The following is a 19,209-nucleotide window of genomic DNA, read 5'->3' as shown; positions in this document are numbered from 1 at the left end:
CGAACGGCGCCGGGCTTCCGGCGCGCAACCCTGCCGAGGTTCGGCGAACCCGCGGCGTACGGTGAATCGCATGGATGCTGACCAGTCTGTATCCGAGGTGCCCCCGGGCCGCGCTTACACCGCCCCCGATGTCACCGTCTACTACGAGGCCGCCCGCTGCGTGCACTTCGCCGAGTGCGTGCGCGGCCTGCCGCAGGTCTTCGACACCGCCGCCCGCCCCTGGATCCAGCCCGGCCGGGCCACCGCCGAGGAAGTCGCCGAGGTGATCCGCCGCTGCCCGAGCGGCGCCCTGCACTACCTGCTCCCCGACGGCCCGGCCGAAACCGCCGAGCCGATCACCTCCGTGGTGCCGCTCCCCGGCGGCCCGCTGCTGCTGCGTGGGCCGCTGAGCATCACCGTCCCGAGGCCCGGCGAGACCGACGGCCCGGCCGTGGTCGCCGAGACCCGCATGGCGGCCTGCCGCTGCGGGCGCACCGCCAATGTTCCCTTCTGCGACGGCAGTTGCGATCTGCACAAGTGAGTCACCTGTCGTAATCCCTTGGTAATCAGGGGTTTTCATCCCGATCACCGGGACCTGCGATTGCGCTGCGGTGATGTCTGGTTGCTCTGCGGCGTGACCGCCACTACAGTGGCCAATCAATAGGAACGCTAGAGTTCCCATATAGCCCTACTGTGTGGAGTCGCAGATGATGAGACCTGATCCGGAATCGGCAACCAGCGACACCACGGGTGCGGTAGCGGCCATTTCCACTCCCCTGCAGGATATCCGGGCGCTCTCGCAGCGACTGGTCACGCACTTCGCCGACAATGTGGCCCCGTGCGGCACCCTGCCCGGGGACGCGCTGCGCGGCGATGTCACCACCGTCACCCGCACCTGTCTCGAACTCACCGCCGCGGTGCTGGAGGAGCGCGATGTGAGCGGCAAGATCGAGCGGCTACAGCGCGCCGGCGAGGACTGGGCACGCGAGGGCATTCCGATCGGCACCATTCACCGCGCGGTGCACGACGGCTTCGCGCTCGGCCTCGAGCTCATCCTGGATGTGGCGACGCCCGAGGATTACGAGCGCCTGGCCGTCACCGCGCGGCGTCTGCTCGAGGTGCAGGCCGTGGTGAACTCGGCCTTCGCCGTCGCCTATGTGCGCGAGCACCGCGCGGTGGTGGCCGAGCACCATACGGCGGTGCACACCGTGGTCTCGGCGCTGCTGGCCGGACATCCCGCCTCCACCATGGCGCGCGCGGGCGGCGTCGAGATCGACGAGTCGTATTACGTGCTGCCGGTGAGCATTCCGCCGCATCCGGGGGAATCCGATGCCAGCACCGACACCGAGGTGGTGGCCCGGCGCAAACTGCGCCGCGTGCAGTCCGCTCTCGCGGATTACTGTGGCGGCCACGCGCTTTCGCTGCTCGGCGCGAACGGCGGCACCATTCTGCTGCCCGCGGGCGCGATGACCGCCGAGGCGCTGGACGGCCTCATCACCACACTCTCCTCCGCCGCACAGGTTTCCATCACCGCCACCGTCATTCACGCGGAGACGGAACGGATTCCGGAGGCCGCCGACCGCGCCCACGAGCTGCTGGACATGGTGCACCGACTACAGTGCGCGCCCGGGCTCTATCGATTCGATGATCTGGCAATGGAATACCAGCTCACCCGCCCCGGCCCGGGACGCGAATACCTCGGCGCGCTGCTGGACCCGCTGGACGAGTACCCGGAGCTGCTGGAAACCCTGCGCCGCCATATCGGCAACGATCTGAGCCGGCAGCGGACGGCACGGCTGCTGGGTGTGCACACCAATACCGTCGACTACCGGCTCAAGCGGATCGGCCAGCTCACCGGCTTCGATCCCTCGCAATCCTCCGGACTCTGGTACCTGCGTTCGGCGCTGGTGGCCCGCAGCTACCGCGGCGCCGAGCGGGCCCGGATCGGCCGTCCGGACACCATTTTCGCGAAGAGGGCCGCGAATGCCCGATACTCCGACAGCGCCTTGCCGGACAGGGCCACCGACCACACCGTCTCGACCCCGGCCGCGCCGAGCGGGCGCACGGCGAAGCGATCGTCGAGCCAGTCGACCATGGCGGGGACGCCGATGAACTGCAAGGGCAGATGAGCGCTGAGACGGTCACGGACGTACCGGATGTGAACGTCGCGGTCCCGGTAGCGCTGCACGTGCGCGTCCACGTCCGCGACGGCGATCACCTCGTCGTTCACCCCCTGTAGCACGAACATCGGCATGGCGGGAGCCTTTGCGCCGGGCCGGATCTCGTCGAGCACCGCGCGCATGTCGGGATGCGTGAGCAGCGCCCCCACCCCGCCGGTGATGTGCCGCTGCGCATTGCGCCCGGCGAAGCGGGCCAGCAACGGCAGGGTCGCGGTGTACTCCGCGCGCGCCAGCAGGGCCAGATAGTCGGCGGATACCTTGGTGCGCAACACCTTCTCCACGCCCGGGTAGGCACGGCGCAGGCCCGCGGTGAAGACCATGGCGAAGCCCGCGAAGGGCGAACCGTTCAGGCGCACGAAGGCCATGGCGGGATCACCCACGGGCGAACCGGCGACCGCGCCGACGATATTCAGTTCCGGGGCGTAGTCGGCGGCTTCTTCGGCCGCCCAGGCGGTGGCCAGGCCGCCACCGGAGTAACCCCACAATCCGATGCGCGTCGAGCTGTCCAATCCGAGCGGCGAAAAGCTCAGTGCCGCACGGATTCCGTCCAGCGCCCGGAACCCGGGTTCGCGGGCGGCCCCGAAATGCCCGCCCAGCCCTTCGTGATCCGGCACCGAGACCGCCCATCCGCGTTCCAGCGCGGCGGCGATGAGCGGCAGCTCCAGCTGCGGAATGGAGCCGAGCGCCCGGGCGCGATGCTGTAAAGCGTAGGAGGGGAAGCATTTCGGGGCCACGGCGTCGATGGCGCACTGGAACGACACCAGCGGCCGCGACTGGGCCGGATCCGCGCCCCAGGGCAGCAGCACGGTGGTGACCGCCGCCTCGGGCGCACCGTGCCTGTCGCTGCTGCGATACAGCAGCTGCCAGGCGCGCACCTTCTGCGGAATGCGCCCGAACAGCGCGGTGCGCACCCGTCGGGTGCGCAGCACGGTGCCCGGGGCGACGCCGGTGAGATCGGTCGCGGTCTGATAGAAGGGGTCCTCGTCCGGCAGTAACGGACGGCCGGGCGATCCGAAATCAGCTCTGGGACTGACAATCTCGAATGCGTCGCCGACGGTCATCGCGATCCTTTCTCCGGGCGGCCGGCTAGAGTTTGCCGCCGCCACCGATCATCCAGGGATTGAACGTGCATTCCAGCGTGGGATTCGCTACCGGATCCAGAGCGCGCAGGACAATGGAGACCGCGCGCGGCGAGTACATGACGGTGAGGTGATCGGACAGATCCTGTTCGCAGTCCTGTTGCAGGGCAATATTGTTCACTGTCGCGCCGGGTCCAGCGGTCATGAACGTCCACTCGTAGGGATTCGAGATTTCGTCGTGCCGGGAGCCGACCAGGGTGTAGTCGACGCCCGGAACGGTGTCGCCGTCGGCATTCAGCTCGGCGTAGAAGGACGATCCCACGGCCTGCTGAATATTGGCCGTGCCGATGAGCGGTTCGTAGAAGCCGAGAATATTGACGCCGAGATTGTTGATGATCCGGCCCAGGGTCGCGATGCCCATGAGCGAGGTGCCGTGATTGGTGGCCCCGAAGGTGATGAGCTTGCCGACTTTCCCCGCGCCACCTTCGAATTTCATGAAGTAGCTGGTCACCGGCCCGCCCTGGGAATGCCCGACCACATCGACGGCGGGCGCGCCGGTGGCCGCGAGGACCCGATCCACGAAGGCGCCCAATTGTCTCGCCGATTCCTCCATGGGCCCGACGCCATTGCGGCCGGGCAGGATCGGTCCCAGACCGCCACCCTGCAAGACGCCGAGTTTGCCGAAATTGAAGGAGAATACGCAGAATCCGGCGCGCGCGATGCGCGGGGACATATAGGAGTAGGTGTCATAGGCATTGAGCCAGGTGCCGTGCACCAGCACCACCGGATGCGGGTGCTCCGCGGACGGTCTGCAATTCCAATCGTTCGAACCGGGCGGCGCGGCATCCGGATTGACCAGGCCGTAGGCGAATGCGGCCAGATAGGCCGACATTTCCGGGCCCTCCCCCACGGCATCCGAGGCGGTACTGGAAATTCCCGCCGACCCGGAACCACTGCCGGTGTCCACGATCGATTTCGGGGTGCGCCCGTCGGCGGCCGGCAGCAATCCCGCGTCGATGAGGCTCGCCAAGGTGTCGGCGGTCGCCGGATTCTCCGGTTCGGCGCCGGCCACCCCACCGGAGAAAACCAATGCCAGGGCCGTCGCGCCCGCGCATGCGGCACCACCGAGCGCTCGAATCTTCGGCCTCATGAAATCTCTCCTACCGCCCACCCGAATCCGACCTCTGTGTCGAATTCCCTAGTGACCGTAGGTCTGCGGCCGCCGCGCTGTCACCGCCTCTGTGTCAGATGACAAACACCCCTACCCTGGGGATATCGCGAGTTGTGGTGGCAGACAGCACCCTATTCGCCGGGCAGCCCGGCGAGTGCGATGGCCGTGCGCGTGAACAGCGGCGCCAATTCCGGCAGCGCCTGCGCGCCCTGCTGATGCAGGCAGGCGCGCACCCGATCGTCGATGCCGCCGAGCAGCATGTCGATGAACCGGCGATCCGGATGCGCCGCCAGATCGCCCTCCCGCACTCCGATGGCCGCCACCGCCATGATGTAGTCGGCGAAGCGCTCGTGCACCCGCGCCCGGTGCGCCACCAGGGCCGGACCGGCCGCCATGGTCTCGACGTACAGCGCCCGCGCCGCTCCCGGCTGCATGGCCAGGAACGCGAGATAGATCTCGAACGAAATCCGCACGCGGTCCTGGAAATTCACCCCCTGCATGCCGGTGACGGTGTCCTGTAGTTGATCGAGTGCGTTCCCCACCGCCAGGTCGTAGGCGGCGGCGAAGCATTCGTCCTTGCTCCCGAACACCGCGTAGAAGGTGCGCCGGGCCACCTGCGCCCGGGTGACGATATCGGCCACGGTCGTCCCCGCGTACCCCAGCTCCCCCACCGCCTCGAGCACGGCGGCGCACAGTCGCCGATACTGCGACGTCACCACCTGCTCCCGGCTCAACCCATGCCGCCCCCGCGGCAGTGGCCCGGCTTCTTCAACACTCACACCCCCAGAATATGGCCCCGTGTCTGAGCCACTCACTCCGCCACCGGCGTCACAGTGAGCGGATCACCCGGCACGGGTTGCCGGCGGCGAAGACCCGCTCGGGCAGATCACGGGTGACCACGCTGCCCGCGCCCACGACGGTGTCGGAGCCGATCGTCACGCCGGGGCAGACGATGACACCGGCGCCGAGCCAGACATTGTCGCCAATGGTGATGGGGGCGGCGGTTTCCCAGCGCTGCCGCCGCAGTTCGTGATCCTCCATGGGGTGCAGGGCGGTGAGCAGCTGGGCGCGCGGGCCGATGGAGACGTCGTCGCCGATGGTGATGGGGGCACAGTCCATGAGGATGGCGTCGTAGTTGAGAAAGCTGTTGCGGCCCAGGCGAATCAGATGCCCGTAGTCGCATTGGAAGCGGGGCATGATCCAGGAGCCGGCACCGAGGGCGCCGAGCAGCTTCTCCAGGATTTCGCGGCGTTCGGCGTCGTCGCCGGAGCGGGTGGCATTGAAACGGTCGAGCAGGTGCTGGCAGTGCCGACGTTCGGCGACGAGTTCGGGATCGTTGTCGCGGTAGAGCTGTCCGGTGAGCATGCGTTCCTTCTGCGATTCCATGAAATCGATCTTGCCTGAATCGCGAGGGCGGCCAGGGCCGCGCCGAGGGCATTGTCGCCCAGGCGTTCGACGGCGTCGATCCAGCCGAGCTGGGTGCCGGTCCCGGCCAGCAGCAGCATGGTGGGAACCGCGAAGATCGGCCAGAAACCGTAGTTCACCCGGCGCAGCGGGCGGGCGAGCGCACCGAAGAACGCCACGGCGACAACGGAATACACGGGTGCGAGCAGGCCCAGGACGCTGAGGGCCAGTGCCGCGAGCAGCACACCGGCGAGGTGCCCGCCCAGCCGTTTGACAATGCGTTCGGCGGTGGCCGCCCGGCTGGGCCGCAAGGTGGTGACGACGCCGGTCAGCGCCCACGCCCCGTGCGGCAGGGCCGTGACATCGACGACGGCGAACAGCAGGGCACAGCAGACCGCGAGGCGAGTCGCATGTGGCAGGGCCGACGCGGTTTCTCCTGCGGGCGTGGCGGTTTCGTCGGGTCGTGTGTGTCTGCCACCGAAGAACGGGATCAGGAGCAGCCCTGCGGACCACCCCGCTCCCGCGAGAAAGAGCAGCGTGTGCGCGGCAGGCGAGGCCGCCGCCCCGGCGGTCGCCGCAATGGCCACACACAGCAGCGGCGTGACCCCCACCGCCGGGCGCACGGCGAGCAGCGCGAACAGGACCACCAAAGCGATACCCGCCCACAGGTTTCCGGCACTCACGGCGCCGAGCCCCGTTGCGGTGGCAGTGAGCGCGATCCGCCGCACCGACGCGATCACCCGGGTTCTGGTGTCGCCCACCGGTTCCGCGAGATACACCAGCCATCCCCCGATCCCCGCGAGCACTCCCCAGTCCGCCCGCCCGATCAGCACCCCCACGAGCAGCGGCAGGCCGACGGCGAGCCCACCACCGAGTCCGAGCCGCCAGTCGAAGCGGCCACCCGACGGCCTGGACAGGTAGAGGGCGACCGCCCGGCGGCTGTGCGTCCCGAGTGCGGTGGTCATGCCTCCACGCTAGATTTTCGACAGGCAAACTTGCAAGTTTTCCTGTCTTGATTCACACTGGAGACATGAGCGCGCAGAGCAAGGGCAGGTCAGCCGAGGATCTCGCGACCGCCGCGACCGAATTGCGGGTGGTCACCAGCAGACTGCTGCGGCACCTGCGCACCGCCCGAGCGAAGATGGATCTGACCCCGTCGCAGGCCGTCGCCCTGAGCCGCATCGGCTCGGACAGCCCGTGCACCATCGCGGAACTCGCCCGCGCCGAGAAGGTGCGCCCGCAGTCCATGCGCACCACCATCGCCGCGCTCGAGGAACGCGGACTGGTCGAGCGCTCTCCGCATCCGACCGATCAGCGGCAGGTCCTCATGTCCCTCAGCGCAGCGGGCGAGCAGGTGCTCCGGCTCGCCCACGACGCCAAGGAGGATTGGCTCGCCGCCGCCATGGCCACCCGGCTCACCCCCGCCGAGCAGGATTCCCTGCTCGCCGCCCTCCCCCTGCTCGGCCGCCTCGCCGAGTCCTGATCCACTCCCCCTCCGGCAGAAAGGAATTCGCGCCGTGACACACCCCCTCCTGGAAGACCGCACCGCCCTGGTCCTCATCGATCTCCAGCGCGGCATAGTCGGCGTTCCCACCGTCCCGCACAGCGCGGACGAGATCGTCCGGCGCGGCGCGGAGCTGGCCCGCGCCTTCCGCGCCCACGGTCTTCCCGTTGTGCTGGTGCGTGTTTCGTTCTCCGACAGCGGCGCCGATGCCCCTCCCGGCCGCACCATGCAGCCCGTGCCCGGCGCATTCCCCGAGGGCTGGGACGAACTGGTCCCCGCACTCGATGCCCAGCCCGGCGACATTCGCATCACCAAACGCCAGTGGGGCGCGTTCCACGGCACGGAACTGGATCTGCAACTGCGCCGCCGCGGCATCACCGGCATCGTGCTGGCCGGTATCGCCACCAGCATCGGCGTCGAGTCCACCGCCCGCGCCGCGCACGAGCACGGCTATCACGTGGTCCTGGCCACCGATGCCATGGGCGACCGCGACCCGGCGTCACACCGGCATTCCGTCGAGCGGATCTTCCCCCGCCTCGGCGTCACCGCCACCACCGATGAGCTCCTCGGTGAGCTCACCCGGCGGGCGGCGACACCCGCCTGAATCGGCTCGCGCACCACTTTGTGTGGCGGCGAACCGATTCCGGCGAGCCGAGGAGGATTCTCACGCGGTGGCGGCGGTGGTGTCGCTGTCGTGTTCCCCGGCGTAGAGCCGGGCCGCCACATCGGCGAGCAGCTCCTGCGATTCGGCGGGCAGTTCGTGCGCGGTCAGCAGCAGCCGGCGCAGGTGCGGGTTGCCGAGACGGTCGATGACTCGTGAATCATGTTGCATGGCAGTCGTTCCCGGGGTTCGTGGCGGGGCATAGAAGTATTCGACGTCGACCCCGAAATAGCGGGCCAGCACGGTGACCAGCGCATTGGACGGGGTCGAGCGGACGCCTGTGCGCAGCTGCGACAGGTACGCCGGGGAAACGGTGTAGCCGTGAGCCGCAAGACCTCTCACCACCTGCAGATGGCTGAGCGGTCTCGACGGCTTGGTATGCAGCAGCAGCCAGTCCAGGCGCGCCGCGAACCGGGTTCTGCGCTGACGCTGGACGGGCAGCAGGTCGATGTCGTCGGAGGCAGTGTTCACACAGGTCATCTCGTTGTTCTCCGAGCCTTTCGGGGGTATGCGGAAACGGACACATATCCGGAGCAGCGGTGACGAGAAGTGCTATGGAGCTACGGGCACGGTAGCGACGCGCGCCGCGCCGAGGGAACAGCGACATTCGCGCAAACGCCCTTCCGGGCCAAGATAGGCACTCGGAGTCACACCGTGGCACTCACTGTCGCCCCGTCGACCCGTAGTAGTCGGCGCGCATCCGGCCCGGCGCGGGGTGGGCAGCGGGCGGCCGGCGGCGGCGGTGACGGCGGGGATCACGCAGGCGCAGCACGCAATCGCGGGGCAACCGGATCCATGGACCATGTGCCGCACGGCCGCCGAATTCGAACTCCGCACGCAATTTCTGCTGAGACCGAATTTCTCTACCGTTCGGTCTTGCTGACGTAGGGTGACCCAAAGAATTTGGGGAACGGGTGCTCGAATTATGAGGTCTACCAATCAATTCCAACCGGTTGGAATGACGTCGACACAGGGAGAGGTCTCCCGTACGATCGCCCTACGGGGAGTAGGGCCGGTGGAACGGGGGAAAGGCGTGAGGAGTCGGCTACCGGCGGCCATCCACGACGCGACGGAGTGGGTGCGGCGATTCGCGCGCACAGCGCCCGGAGCGATCGGCGCGGTGGGCGTCGCACTCATGGCTTTATGCATTCTTTCCGGCCTCATATGCGCCAATCAGCTCAGTACCAAGCAGACGCGGCGCGATACCGTCCTCGAGCACACCGAACCGCTCGCCTATGCGGCGCAACGACTCTACGTCGCCCTGTCGACGGCCGACGCCGCGGCGACCACCGCATTCCTTTCCGGCGGAATCGAATCCAAGGATGTCCGCACCCGCTACGAGGAGTCGCTGACCGCGGCCGCGGCCGCACTAGCCGAGGCCACCACGGGAGCCACCGACAGCAGAACCCGCGAAATCCTGGCCACGATCTCCGCCGAGCTGCCCACCTATGCGGGCCTGGTGGAGGCCGCCCGCGCCAACAACCGGCAGAACCTGCCGGTCGGCGCCGCCTATCTGCGGCAGGCCTCGGCGCTCATGCAGAACACGGTGCTGCCCAATGCCGGTGAGCTGCAGACCATTCGCATCGACCAGCTGCGCGACGAGCAACGCGCCATCGAATCGACGCCGCTGCTGAGCGTGACGCTGCTGCTGCTCACCCTGGCCGGCTGCGGGTACGCGTCGCTGGTGCTGCTGCGGCGCACCAATCGCCGGTTCAATCTGGGTGTCGGCTTCGCGGCCGGTGCGAGCCTGCTGGCCCTGCTGTGGATCGCGGGCGCCACCCTCGCCGCCACCACCGCCATCGACACCGGCCGCGACGGGGCCACCGCGCGCTTCGAAGCGCTGGCCCAGTCCCGCATTCTGGCCCAGCAGGCCCGCACCGAGGAGACGCTGCAACTCATCACCCGCAGCAATATCGACGAAAGCGATACCCGGTTCGGCGACCGCACGACCGAGCTACGCGACACACTGAAGAGCGTGATCGGATCGGATTCACCGGCGGCGCAGGCCATCACGAACTGGACCGATGGCCACCGGACCCAGGTGACCGCCTACCGCGGCAACGACTATCGCGCCGCGGTGGCGCAGTCGATCGGCACCGGCGCGGGCACCTCCGCCACCGCCTTCGCCGGCCTCGACGACGCGCTGGCCGCCGAATTCGAGGACGAGCGCACCCTGCTGCGCGACGGCGTGGACGCCGGCGGCGACGCCCTCATCCTCAGCCCCTTCGGCACGCTGGTCCTGCTGTTCGCCGCCGCGGGCGCGGTCGGCGCCGGATTGTGGCCGCGGCTCAAGGAGTTCCTGTGAACACGCGAATCCGGCTGCTGCTCAGCGCGACCGCCGCGCTGCTGGCCACCGTGCTGGCGGCGACCGTCCTCGTGGCCTGCGGTTCGGCCCCCGACCCCGATCCGCCACTGACCCTGCCGCCCGGCGACGGATTGCCGCCGGGCGCCACGCTCATCACCACCAATCCGCCGCAGCGCGGCCCCGACACCTGCAATGCGACGGCCAGTCTGCGGCCGGGTGCGCAGCCCGCGCCGGGCAATATGCCGGCCGGATCGACCATGGCGCGCATCGTGGCCAATGGCAAGGTCCGCATCGGCGTGGACCAGAACCTGTATCCGATGGGCTATCGCAATCCGGCGACGGGCCAGATCGAGGGCTTCGACATCGATATCGCCTACGAGATCGCCCGCGACCTGTTCGGTGATCCGACCAAGGTGGAACTGCATCCCATCGAATCCGCGCAACGCATTCCGGCGCTGACGAACGGTGAGGTCGATCTGGTGGTGCAGACGCTGTCGGCCACCTGCGAGCGCGCCACCCAGATCGCCTTCTCCACCACCTATTTCGCTGCGACACAGCGCATTCTGGCGGTGAAGGGTTCCGGCATCCGGTCCGCGGACGACCTGGGCGGCCGGACGGTGTGCGAACTGCCGCGCACCACCACCCTGGACACGCTGCTGGCCCTGCCGAACCCGCCCACCATCATCGCAATGCCCAACTGGCTGGACTGCCTCACCCTGCTCCAGCAGGGCGAGGTGGACGCGGTCAGCACCGACACTCCGATCCTGGCCGGGCTCATCGCCCAGGACCCGAATCTCGAGATCGTCGGCGGCGATATGGCCCCGGACGACTACTCGGTCGGCGTGCCCAAACAGCACACCGATCTGGTGCGCTTCGTCAACGGCGTGCTGGAGCGCATTCGCACCGACGGCACCTGGCAGCGGCTCTACAACGCCCGGCTGAGCATTCTCGGCCCCGCCGGTCCCCCCACCCCGAAGTATTCGGATTGAGCCGCCGTGCACGGGAATTCGGGGCCTGTTCTCACCGTCGCCGAGATCGATCGCGAACTCGGCGCGCGGCAGCACGAAATCGACGCGATCGGTTCGACCCTGGTCGAGCTGGACAAGCATCCGGGGCTTCTGCTGCTGCGCCGCTACCAGCCCACCGGGGTGACCGCGCAACGCTGGGCGCCGGTGCAGGAGTCACTCGATCTGATGTGGGAGGACCTCGGCCGGCTGCGCACCATCCTGGAGCAGGCGCGCGCGGCCCGCACCCGCTGGCGGCTGGACGCCCTCGACCGCGAGGAGCTCACCCGGCTGCTGCGCGGACAGCCACTCGAGGTGGCGCGCACTACGATTCCGCTCGCGCAGCGCAGCCTCACCGGGCCGCGGGAACAGGTGGTGCGGGTGGGGCTGGCCGACACGGTGGCGCGCATGCAGGCGGTCTTCCCGACCATCACCGAACTGCTCGACGCGGTGGAGGCGGTGAACAGCCGGGTCATGTCGGCGCTGTCGCCGCTGCAAACCGAGATCGAGCGCGCGGGGCCGACGCATCCCGAATTGCGTTCGCTCGCCGAGGACATCGCCGCGCTCACGACCCATGCGGCCGTGGATCCGCTGTCGCTGACCCCGGCCGAGATCGACCTGCGGGCCGGTGAACTGGCCACGCGCATGCGATCGGCCGCGACCCTGCTCGCGGAATTGGCCGCCATGGCAGCGGATTGGGACCGGGCCACCTCCGGGCTGCGGCACCGGGTGGACAACCTGCGCAAAACCCATGAGCGGGCGCACCGCGCGCGAATCGAGGTGGAACGCACCATCCTGGCGGGCGCGCTGCCGCAGCGGCTCGACGACAGCACCGCCTTCAGCGCCGAACTGACCGCGCTGGAAGCGAATCCGCCCGCTCCGGCCGCGCTGTGGGATCTGCGCCGCCGCCTCGATGCCGCCCAGACCGCCGCCGCGCACTCCGAAGAACTCGCCCAGGGGCTGCTCGACCGGCGCGGTGAGCTGCGCGGCCGGCTGTCGGCCTACCGCGCCAAGGCCGCGCGGCTCGGGGTCGCCGAGGACCGGGATGTGCTGGCCGCCTGGCGAATCGCCGCCGGGCTGCTGTCGCGCACGCCCTGCGATCTCGCGGCCGTCACCCGGGCCATCACAGATTATCGGCAGCTCATCGCGCAGAAGTCGGGAAGGCGACCATGAAGTGCACCGCGACCCCGGGCTGCCCGGGGACCATCGCCGAGGACGGGTACTGCGATATCTGCGGCTTCCCGCCCGGACCGACCGTGGCGACGCCGATCGTGTGCCCGCAGCCCGGCTGCACCGGGGCCATCATCGACGGGCGGTGCACGCTGTGCGGAACCCCCGCCGGGCCGCAGCCGGTGACGCAGGCGCCGTCGAAGGTGTCGGCGGTGTCGCACGGCAGCGCCTCGGCGCGCTCGTCGTCGCGGTCGGTGCGCACCGGCAGTTCCACGCCGTCGGGTTCCACCCGCGGGCGGCTGGGCGCGGGCATGGTGAACATGCCGCGCATCCCCCGCATCGATCCCTCCGAAGCGGTGCTGAAGGATCCGAAAGTTCCTGAACACCAACGGTACTGCGGCAACAGCAAGTGCGGCCGGCCGGTCGGGCGCGGGCGCGACGGGCAGCCCGGCCGCCCCGAGGGCTACTGCGTGCATTGCGGGACGCGCTATTCCTTCACCCCCAAACTGCGGGCGGGCGATCTGCTGGGCGGGCAGTACGAGGTGCTCGGGCCGCTGGCGCACGGCGGGCTGGGCTGGCTGTACCTGGCCGTCGACCACAAACTGGAAGACAAGCCGGTGGTGCTCAAGGGCCTGCTGAACGAGGGCGACACCAGCGCCATCCAGGCGGCGGTGGCCGAGCGCCGCTTCCTGTCGCTGGTCGATCACCCGAATATCGTCCGCATCCACAATTTCACCGAACACCCTGGGGCGGACGGCGTTCCGGTCGGCTACATCGTCATGGAGTACGTCGGCGGCACCTCGCTCAAACAGCTGCTGCGCCGGCACCGGGACGCGGAGGGCACGTACCTGCCACCGGAGCAGGCCATCGCCTACATCCTGGAAATGCTTCCGGCCCTGGGCTATCTGCACTCCCGCGGGCTCGCGTTCTGTGATTTCAAGCCCGACAACGTGATGCAGACCGAGGAGCAGCTCAAGCTCATCGACCTGGGCGCGGTCATCTCCATGGCCGATCAGAAGAGCGATGTGTTCGGCACGCCCGGCTATCAGGCGCCCGAGATCGCCGAGACCGGGCCGACCGTCGCCTCGGAGGTGTACACCGTCGGCCGCACCCTGGCCGTGCTCATGATGCGGGTGCCCGCCGAAGACGGCCGGCTCGGCAAGCTGCCCGGCCCGGACACCGAACCGCTGCTGGCCCGGCACGATTCGCTGCACCGGCTGCTGGTGCGCGCCACCCATCCCGACCCGGAGGCCCGATTCTCCTCCATGGCGGAGCTGGCCGATCAGCTGACCGGGGTGCTGCGCGAGGTGCTGTCGGTGCAGGAGTCACGGCCGCATCCGGGACAGTCCACGCGATTCGGCCCGCCGCGCAGGACCTTCGGCGTCGGCGACGCGGTGCCGGACGATCCGGCCGCGCTCATCACGGCGCTGCCGGTGCCGCTGGTGGACCCGTACGACACCGGCGCCACCCTGCTGGCCAGCACCAGCGCGGTCACCCTCGCCGATCTCGAGCGCGAGCTGTCGGCGGGCATGCAGTCGGTGGTCACCGGACGGGCCGAGTCCATGGAGATTCCGCTCCGATTGATCCGCGCCGCACTGGAATTCGGTGATGCCGCCGAGGTGCTGCGGCGGCTCGACGCCGCCGACGCCGACGAGCTGCTGGCCGGCGACTGGCGGCTCACCTGGTATCGCGGACAGGCCCGGCTGCTCGAAAGGGATTGGCCCGCAGCGGCAGCGGAGTTCGACACGCTGTACACGGCGCTGCCCGGCGAACCCGCGCCGAAGCTCGCCCTGGCCGTCACCGCCGAACTCATGGCCTGCCACGCGGACGGCACCGACCCGGAACCCGCGCGCCAGGAGGCCGCCCGCTACTACGAAATGGTCTGGCGCACAGACCGTTCCTTCACCAGCGCGGCCTTCGGCGCCGCCCGGCTGCGGCGCGCGGCCGCCGACCGCAAGGGCGCGGTGGCGATCCTCGATCAGGTCGATCCGGCGTCGGCGGTCTACACCGAGGCCGGAGTCGCGGCCGTGGACACCCTGCTGGCCGTGGAACGCCAGGGCGAACTCACCGAACCGCTGCTGCGCGACGCGGGCACCCGCATCGCCGCCCTCACCATCGACTCCAAACGCCGGGCCGCGCAGGCGCGCCTGCGGGTACTCGACGCCGCCCTGCAATGGCTGCGCCTGGGGCGGGTACCCGTGGAGCACGCACCCCTGCTGGACGTCCCCCTCGACCAGGACGGCGTGCGCACCGGGCTGGAGCGCTGCTATCGCGACCTGGCCCGCGAGACCGACGACATCTGGGAGCGCATCGCACTCGTCGAACAGGCCAATGCCGTGCGCCCGAGGACGACCCTGTGACCGCCCGCTGCGTGGGCTGCGGAACCGCCGCCGCCCCGACCGACCGCTTCTGTGAGGCCTGTGGAATGAAACTGATCACCAAGCGCGTCGCGCTGCCACCCCAGCACGCCGACGATATCGCGGAGGTGGGCGCGCCGGTGGGCACCAGCCGCAGTACGACGCTGCGCCCGCCCTACACCGGCACCACACTCTCCTACGATCCGCAGGCGCCCGCGGCGTGCGAGTCCTGCCACGGCACGCATTTCGACGGCGACGGCTACTGCGTGGGATGCGGGCAGCTCGGACAGCAGCAGGATCGGTTCGACGCCGTCCTCGGACCGGTGTGCCTGGTCACCGATCGCGGAATCGCGCACGCCCGCAACGAGGACGCGGTGGGCGCGGCCGTGCTCGACGGGGATCGGCCCGGCGTTCCGGCGGCGGTCGTGATAGCGGTGTGCGACGGCGTGTCCACCTCCGAGGACCCGCAGGCCGCCTCCGGTGCGGCGGCGCGCGCCGGGGTGGACGCCGCGCTCACCGCCCTCGGTGCGGGCGAATCCGCGGAGCAGTCGGTCATGGCCGGACTCGCCGCCGCCGCACAGGCCGTGCGCGCGGTCGGCACGCCGGACGGGCGCTCGCCCTCCTGCACCTACGTCTCGGCGGTGGTGCGCTACGACGAGTTCGGCGCAGCCCGAATCACGGTCGCGAATGTCGGTGACAGCCGGGCATATTGGCTGCAACTCGACTCGGGTGGCTCGCGTCGCCTCACCCTCGACGACTCGCTCGCCCAGGCCCTGGTCGAGACCGGAGTCATGAGCGAGGAGAACGCGATGGACGCACCGCACGCCCACGTGCTGACGCGCTGGCTGGGCGCGGACGGGGAGAATCCGCCGTGGGGCTCGGACTGCGTGCGGCACTGGGACGCCACCGAACCGGGCGTACTGCTGCTGTGCACCGACGGGCTGTGGAACTACCTGCCCGACGCCGAGGGCCTGGCGCGCATCGCCACCGGGCCCGCACCACTGTCGGCGGCCCGCGCGCTCGCCGACTACGCGCTGCTCGCGGGCGGCAAGGACAACATCACGGTGGCACTGGTGCCGGTGCCGGTCCGGGAGCCACAGGGGGAAACACAGTGAGTGCCGTTGCAGACACCGGGATTTCGGTGGCCGTCGACCAGAACGAATACCTCGCCGAGGGCGCGCGCACGGTCGACGCCATCGTGACCGTGGAGATCACCGAGGCGCTCACGGTGGCGGTGCCGCAGCAGGAGCGGGTGGAGATCCTCATCATCGACTGCTCCGGGTCCATGGGCACCGGGGACAAGTTCGCCGGCGCGCGGCGGGCCACCCTCGCCGCGCTGGACGTGCTGCCCGACGGGACCCGCTTCGCCATCGTGGAGGGCACCGACAAGGCCAAGGTGGTCTTCCCTCTCGACGGCACCACCGCCGCGGCCGACGCGTATTCGCGGGCGGCGGCACGCAAGACCCTCGACACCCTGCGCCCGCACGGCGGCACCGCCATCGGCACCTGGCTGGGGTTGTCGCGCAAGATCGCCAAGAAGCATCCGGGGGCGATGGTGCACGCCATTCTGCTCACCGACGGGCGCAACGAGCACGAGAAGCCGGAGCGGCTCGCCGCCGAGATCCGGGCCTCCGAAGGCGTTTTCACCTGCGACTGCCGTGGCGTCGGAACCGATTGGGAGCCGGCGGAATTGCGTGCGGTCGCCTCGGGGCTGCTGGGCACCGCGGATATGGTGCGCACCCCGGATCTGCTGGCCGAGGATTTCGCGGCCATGATGGAAACCTCCATGGCCAAGGCGATTCCGGATCTCACGCTGCGGGTGTGGACGCCGCAGAGTGATCGGGTGACCTTCGTCAAACAGGTCGCGCCCAGCATCGAGGACCTCACCGGGCGGCGCAGTGAGCTCTCGGCGCAGATCGGGGAGTATCCGCTCGGGTCGTGGGGCGCCGAGGATCGCGACTACCACGTGCAGATCCAGGTGCAGCCCGCCCCGGCCGGGAGCGAAAAGCTCGCCGCCCGAATCAGTGTCGTGGCGGGCACCGAGATCATCGGGCAGGGGCTGGTGAAGGCGGTGTGGACCACCGACACCGATCTGTCCGCCCGCATCAGCCGCCGGGTCGCGCACTACACCGGGCAGGCCGAACTGGCGCAGGCGGTGCAGGAGGGCCTGGCCGCCCGCAAGAAGGGCGACATTCCCACGGCCACAGCCAAACTCCAGCGCGCCATGCAACTGGCCGCCGAATCCGGCAACGACGCCACGGCGAAACTGCTCAGCGCGGTCGTCGAGGTGGACGAGCACGGCACCGTGCGCATCCGCACCCACGTGGACCCGGCCGACGAGCGGGCGCTGGACATGCGATCGGGCACCACGGCGCGGGTGCGCAAGGAGGACGCCGCCGCCGTGACCGCCAAGGTGCGGGCCGACGCGGTGGACGCCACCGCCCGCGTGCGCAAGGAGGCGGGTGCCTGATGCCGGTCTGCGCCAAAGGTCATCAGTCGGAAGCCACCGACTACTGCGATGTCTGCGGGTGGCCCATGGCGCAGGCCGCCGCACCGAGCGCGCAGTGCCCGGAATGTTCGGCGCCGCTGGTGGGCCGCTTCTGTGAGGACTGCGGATTCGACACCGTGCTCCCGCGCCCGGTGCCGCGTCCCGAACCCGTGTCACCACCGAAACCGGTTCCCGACGAACCGAATCCGATCACCGGCATCACCATCGGCCCGCCCCCGCCCGGGGAACGCTGGGTGGCCACCATCACCGCCGATCGCGCGCACTTCGCCCGCATGCGCGCACAGCAGGGCCCCGACCTGGACCTGGTGGAGTTTCCGGACTTCTATCCGGAGCGCCGAATCATGTTGAACGGCACCGACATCCTGATCGGCAAGCGCAGCGAATCACAGGGTTTGTACCCGCACATCGACCTGTCCATCGCACCGGCCGATATCGCCGTCTCACGCTCGCACGCGATCCTGCACACCACCGGCCGCACCCTCACCATCACCGATCTGGGTTCCACCAACGGCACCTGCGTCAACGGCGGCTCACGCCCCATCCCCGCCAATACTCCGGTGCCGCTGCGCAATGGCGACCGCATTCACGTGGGCGGCTGGACCACCATCACCGTGACCCTCGAACCGATCTGAGCCGTCAGCGCACCGAGCGAATCGGGGCGACCGCCGCCGCGCCCAGAATGGCGAGCAGACCACCGACCAGGAACAGCGGCGGATACCCGCCGACGCTCACCACCGCCGAGGCCACGAACGGTCCCAGAATCTGCGGGCCGGCATTGGCCACGTTCAGCACGCCCATATCGCGGGCGGCGTCCTCGGCGCGCGGCAGCACCATGGTCACCAGCGCGGTGTCCACCGCCATGAAACAGCCGAAAGCCACACCGTTCACCGCGGCGAAGGCCAGCATGCCCGGCCAGGTGGGAGTGATCAGTGGAATCAGCAGGGCGACGGCCGCCAGCAGGGACGAGATCGCCACGAACGGCTTCCGGCGGTTCAACCGGTCGGAGAGCACGCCGCCGATCACCGTCGACACGGCCATGGTGAGCGCGCCGATCGGGGTCAGAATCGCCACGGCGTCTTCGGGTTCCAGACTTTCCGGCAGCCGGATGTGGTCCTGGAGAATGTAGAGCTGATAGCCGGTGACGGCGAAGTACCCCAGCACCAGCAACGCCCGGCCGATGAACGCCCACCGGAAATCGCGCTCGCGCAACACACTCAGGAACGCCGCCGCCTGATCCCGCAGCGGCACAGGCTGTCTCGGCGGCATCCGCCGCTCACGCGCACCCGCGGTGAACACCACGGCGGCCACCGCCACCAGCACACCGAGGACGAAGTATCCGGCCCGCGGGTGATCGGAGAGGCCGGACGCCACCAGCACGCCGATGATCGACCCGACCGGCAATCCCAGGCCCACCGCGGCCGAGGCCACCCCGCGCCGGGTGAACGGAACCCGGTCCGGCACAACCGACGTGATGGCGGCCTGATAGATGTTCATCACCGCCTGCCCCAGGCACCAGGCGATGGCCACCAGCAGCACGGTGTTCATGGCGCCGAGCAGCGCCATGGCCGCGATCGCGGCCAGCCCGCCGCCCAGAATCCACGGATTGCGCCGCCCCGACCTATCCGACAGGGCGCCCGCCACCGGGTTGAACACGGTCGCGAAGATCGCGGCGACGCCCGCGACCAGCCCGAGATTGGCCACCTTCGACGCCGGATCGAGGCGCTCGATCTGCAAGGGCAGCAGGACCGATGCCACGCCCACGTAGAGCGCGCACATGGCGGCATTGCCGGCGAACAGCAGCGGGAGCAGCCCGCGCGTGGGCGCGGCCGCGCCGGAGTCCTCGCCCGAGACGAGACCGGCTTCAGGATGAGCCACGGGAAATCCAG

17 protein-coding genes and 2 pseudogenes are annotated in these 19,209 nt (G+C 69.7%); 11 read left to right on the top strand and 8 right to left on the bottom strand.

From position 1 onward, the window contains the following. Positions 1-70 precede the first annotated feature (70 nt). Together H0264_RS18935 and H0264_RS18930 are read left to right on the top strand one after the other, a co-directional pair. The gene (locus H0264_RS18935; RefSeq protein WP_181578766.1) at positions 71-520 is read left to right on the top strand and encodes a (4Fe-4S)-binding protein; all 450 of its coding nucleotides are present in this window, start codon (positions 71-73) and stop codon (positions 518-520) included. A 166-nt stretch (positions 521-686) separates the two neighbouring features. Further along, positions 687-1,877: pseudogene (locus tag H0264_RS18930) on the top strand (PucR family transcriptional regulator); the annotation flags it as partial. A gap of 20 nt (positions 1,878-1,897) precedes the next feature. On the opposite strand, the gene H0264_RS18925 reads toward H0264_RS18930, so the two are convergent. The 5 genes and pseudogenes from H0264_RS18925 to H0264_RS38660 all read right to left on the bottom strand — a co-directional run. Beyond that, on the bottom strand, positions 1,898-3,220 hold the full coding sequence (locus H0264_RS18925) for a lipase family protein (RefSeq protein WP_244975872.1): 1,323 nt from the start codon (positions 3,218-3,220) through the stop codon (positions 1,898-1,900). A 25-nt stretch (positions 3,221-3,245) separates the two neighbouring features. Beyond that, complete coding sequence (locus H0264_RS18920) at positions 3,246-4,388, bottom strand: esterase/lipase family protein (protein ID WP_181578765.1); 1,143 nt, start codon at positions 4,386-4,388, stop codon at positions 3,246-3,248. A 152-nt stretch (positions 4,389-4,540) separates the two neighbouring features. Beyond that, complete coding sequence (locus H0264_RS18915; RefSeq protein ID WP_181578764.1) at positions 4,541-5,188, bottom strand: TetR/AcrR family transcriptional regulator; 648 nt, start codon at positions 5,186-5,188, stop codon at positions 4,541-4,543. A gap of 49 nt (positions 5,189-5,237) precedes the next feature. Next, positions 5,238-5,795, bottom strand: coding sequence for a sugar O-acetyltransferase (locus tag H0264_RS18910; RefSeq protein ID WP_181578763.1), 558 nt, complete (start codon positions 5,793-5,795; stop codon positions 5,238-5,240). Between the two features lie 35 nt (positions 5,796-5,830). After that, positions 5,831-6,778 (bottom strand): annotated as a pseudogene (locus tag H0264_RS38660) (FUSC family protein); the annotation flags it as partial. 65 nt (positions 6,779-6,843) lie between these two features. Between H0264_RS38660 and H0264_RS18905 the strand changes: the two are divergent. Both H0264_RS18905 and H0264_RS18900 read left to right on the top strand, forming a co-directional pair. Then, a complete protein-coding gene (locus tag H0264_RS18905) occupies positions 6,844-7,296 on the top strand; it encodes a MarR family winged helix-turn-helix transcriptional regulator (RefSeq protein WP_181578762.1) in 453 nt (150 codons plus the stop codon). A gap of 34 nt (positions 7,297-7,330) precedes the next feature. Continuing rightward, positions 7,331-7,921, top strand: coding sequence for a hydrolase (locus H0264_RS18900; RefSeq protein ID WP_181578761.1), 591 nt, complete (start codon positions 7,331-7,333; stop codon positions 7,919-7,921). 60 nt (positions 7,922-7,981) lie between these two features. Here H0264_RS18900 and H0264_RS18895 read toward each other — a convergent pair whose 3' ends face one another. Further along, on the bottom strand, positions 7,982-8,449 hold the full coding sequence (locus H0264_RS18895; protein WP_181578760.1) for a helix-turn-helix domain-containing protein: 468 nt from the start codon (positions 8,447-8,449) through the stop codon (positions 7,982-7,984). Positions 8,450-9,011: 562 nt separating this feature from the next. Here H0264_RS18895 and H0264_RS18890 point away from each other — a divergent pair. From H0264_RS18890 to H0264_RS18880, 3 genes are read left to right on the top strand one after another with little or no spacing between them, the layout of a single operon-like run. Next, positions 9,012-10,283: a hypothetical protein gene (locus H0264_RS18890; RefSeq protein ID WP_231086307.1), complete on the top strand. Its 1,272-nt coding sequence runs from the start codon at positions 9,012-9,014 to the stop codon at positions 10,281-10,283. After that, positions 10,280-11,272: a glutamate ABC transporter substrate-binding protein gene (locus tag H0264_RS18885; RefSeq protein ID WP_231086308.1), complete on the top strand. Its 993-nt coding sequence runs from the start codon at positions 10,280-10,282 to the stop codon at positions 11,270-11,272. Before H0264_RS18890 ends, H0264_RS18885 begins: the two co-directional genes overlap by 4 nt. Positions 11,273-11,278: 6 nt before the next feature. Beyond that, a complete protein-coding gene (locus tag H0264_RS18880) occupies positions 11,279-12,460 on the top strand; it encodes a hypothetical protein (protein WP_181578759.1) in 1,182 nt (393 codons plus the stop codon). Here the strand turns inward: H0264_RS18880 and H0264_RS38655 are convergent. Next, positions 12,429-12,797, bottom strand: a complete 369-nt coding sequence (locus H0264_RS38655) for a hypothetical protein (RefSeq protein WP_244976321.1) — start codon at positions 12,795-12,797, stop codon at positions 12,429-12,431. The genes H0264_RS18880 and H0264_RS38655 overlap by 32 nt on opposite strands. Here H0264_RS38655 and H0264_RS18875 point away from each other — a divergent pair. The 4 genes from H0264_RS18875 to H0264_RS18860 all read left to right on the top strand — a co-directional run bounded on the left by H0264_RS18875 (position 12,778) and on the right by H0264_RS18860 (position 17,955). Beyond that, a complete protein-coding gene (locus tag H0264_RS18875; protein WP_420831977.1) occupies positions 12,778-14,817 on the top strand; it encodes a serine/threonine-protein kinase in 2,040 nt (679 codons plus the stop codon). The two genes, H0264_RS38655 and H0264_RS18875, sit on opposite strands and share 20 nt — an antisense overlap. 65 nt (positions 14,818-14,882) lie before the next feature. Next, positions 14,883-15,929: a PP2C family protein-serine/threonine phosphatase gene (locus H0264_RS18870; RefSeq protein ID WP_181578757.1), complete on the top strand. Its 1,047-nt coding sequence runs from the start codon at positions 14,883-14,885 to the stop codon at positions 15,927-15,929. Next, a complete protein-coding gene (locus H0264_RS18865; RefSeq protein WP_231086312.1) occupies positions 15,926-17,284 on the top strand; it encodes a VWA domain-containing protein in 1,359 nt (452 codons plus the stop codon). Before H0264_RS18870 ends, H0264_RS18865 begins: the two co-directional genes overlap by 4 nt. Next, positions 17,284-17,955, top strand: a complete 672-nt coding sequence (locus H0264_RS18860) for an FHA domain-containing protein (RefSeq protein WP_181578756.1) — start codon at positions 17,284-17,286, stop codon at positions 17,953-17,955. The genes H0264_RS18865 and H0264_RS18860 overlap by 1 nt, the downstream gene beginning before the upstream one ends. Positions 17,956-17,959: 4 nt before the next feature. Here the strand turns inward: H0264_RS18860 and H0264_RS18855 are convergent, their stop codons facing one another. Then, complete coding sequence (locus H0264_RS18855; protein ID WP_220139790.1) at positions 17,960-19,198, bottom strand: MFS transporter; 1,239 nt, start codon at positions 19,196-19,198, stop codon at positions 17,960-17,962. Between the last annotated feature and the right edge of the window lie 11 nt (positions 19,199-19,209).

Origin of the sequence: Nocardia huaxiensis (assembly GCF_013744875.1) — a bacterium.
Lineage (GTDB): Bacteria > Actinomycetota > Actinomycetes > Mycobacteriales > Mycobacteriaceae > Nocardia > Nocardia huaxiensis.
Note: the sequence above shows the minus strand (reverse complement) of the source record. Positions and strands in the feature narration are given on the sequence as shown.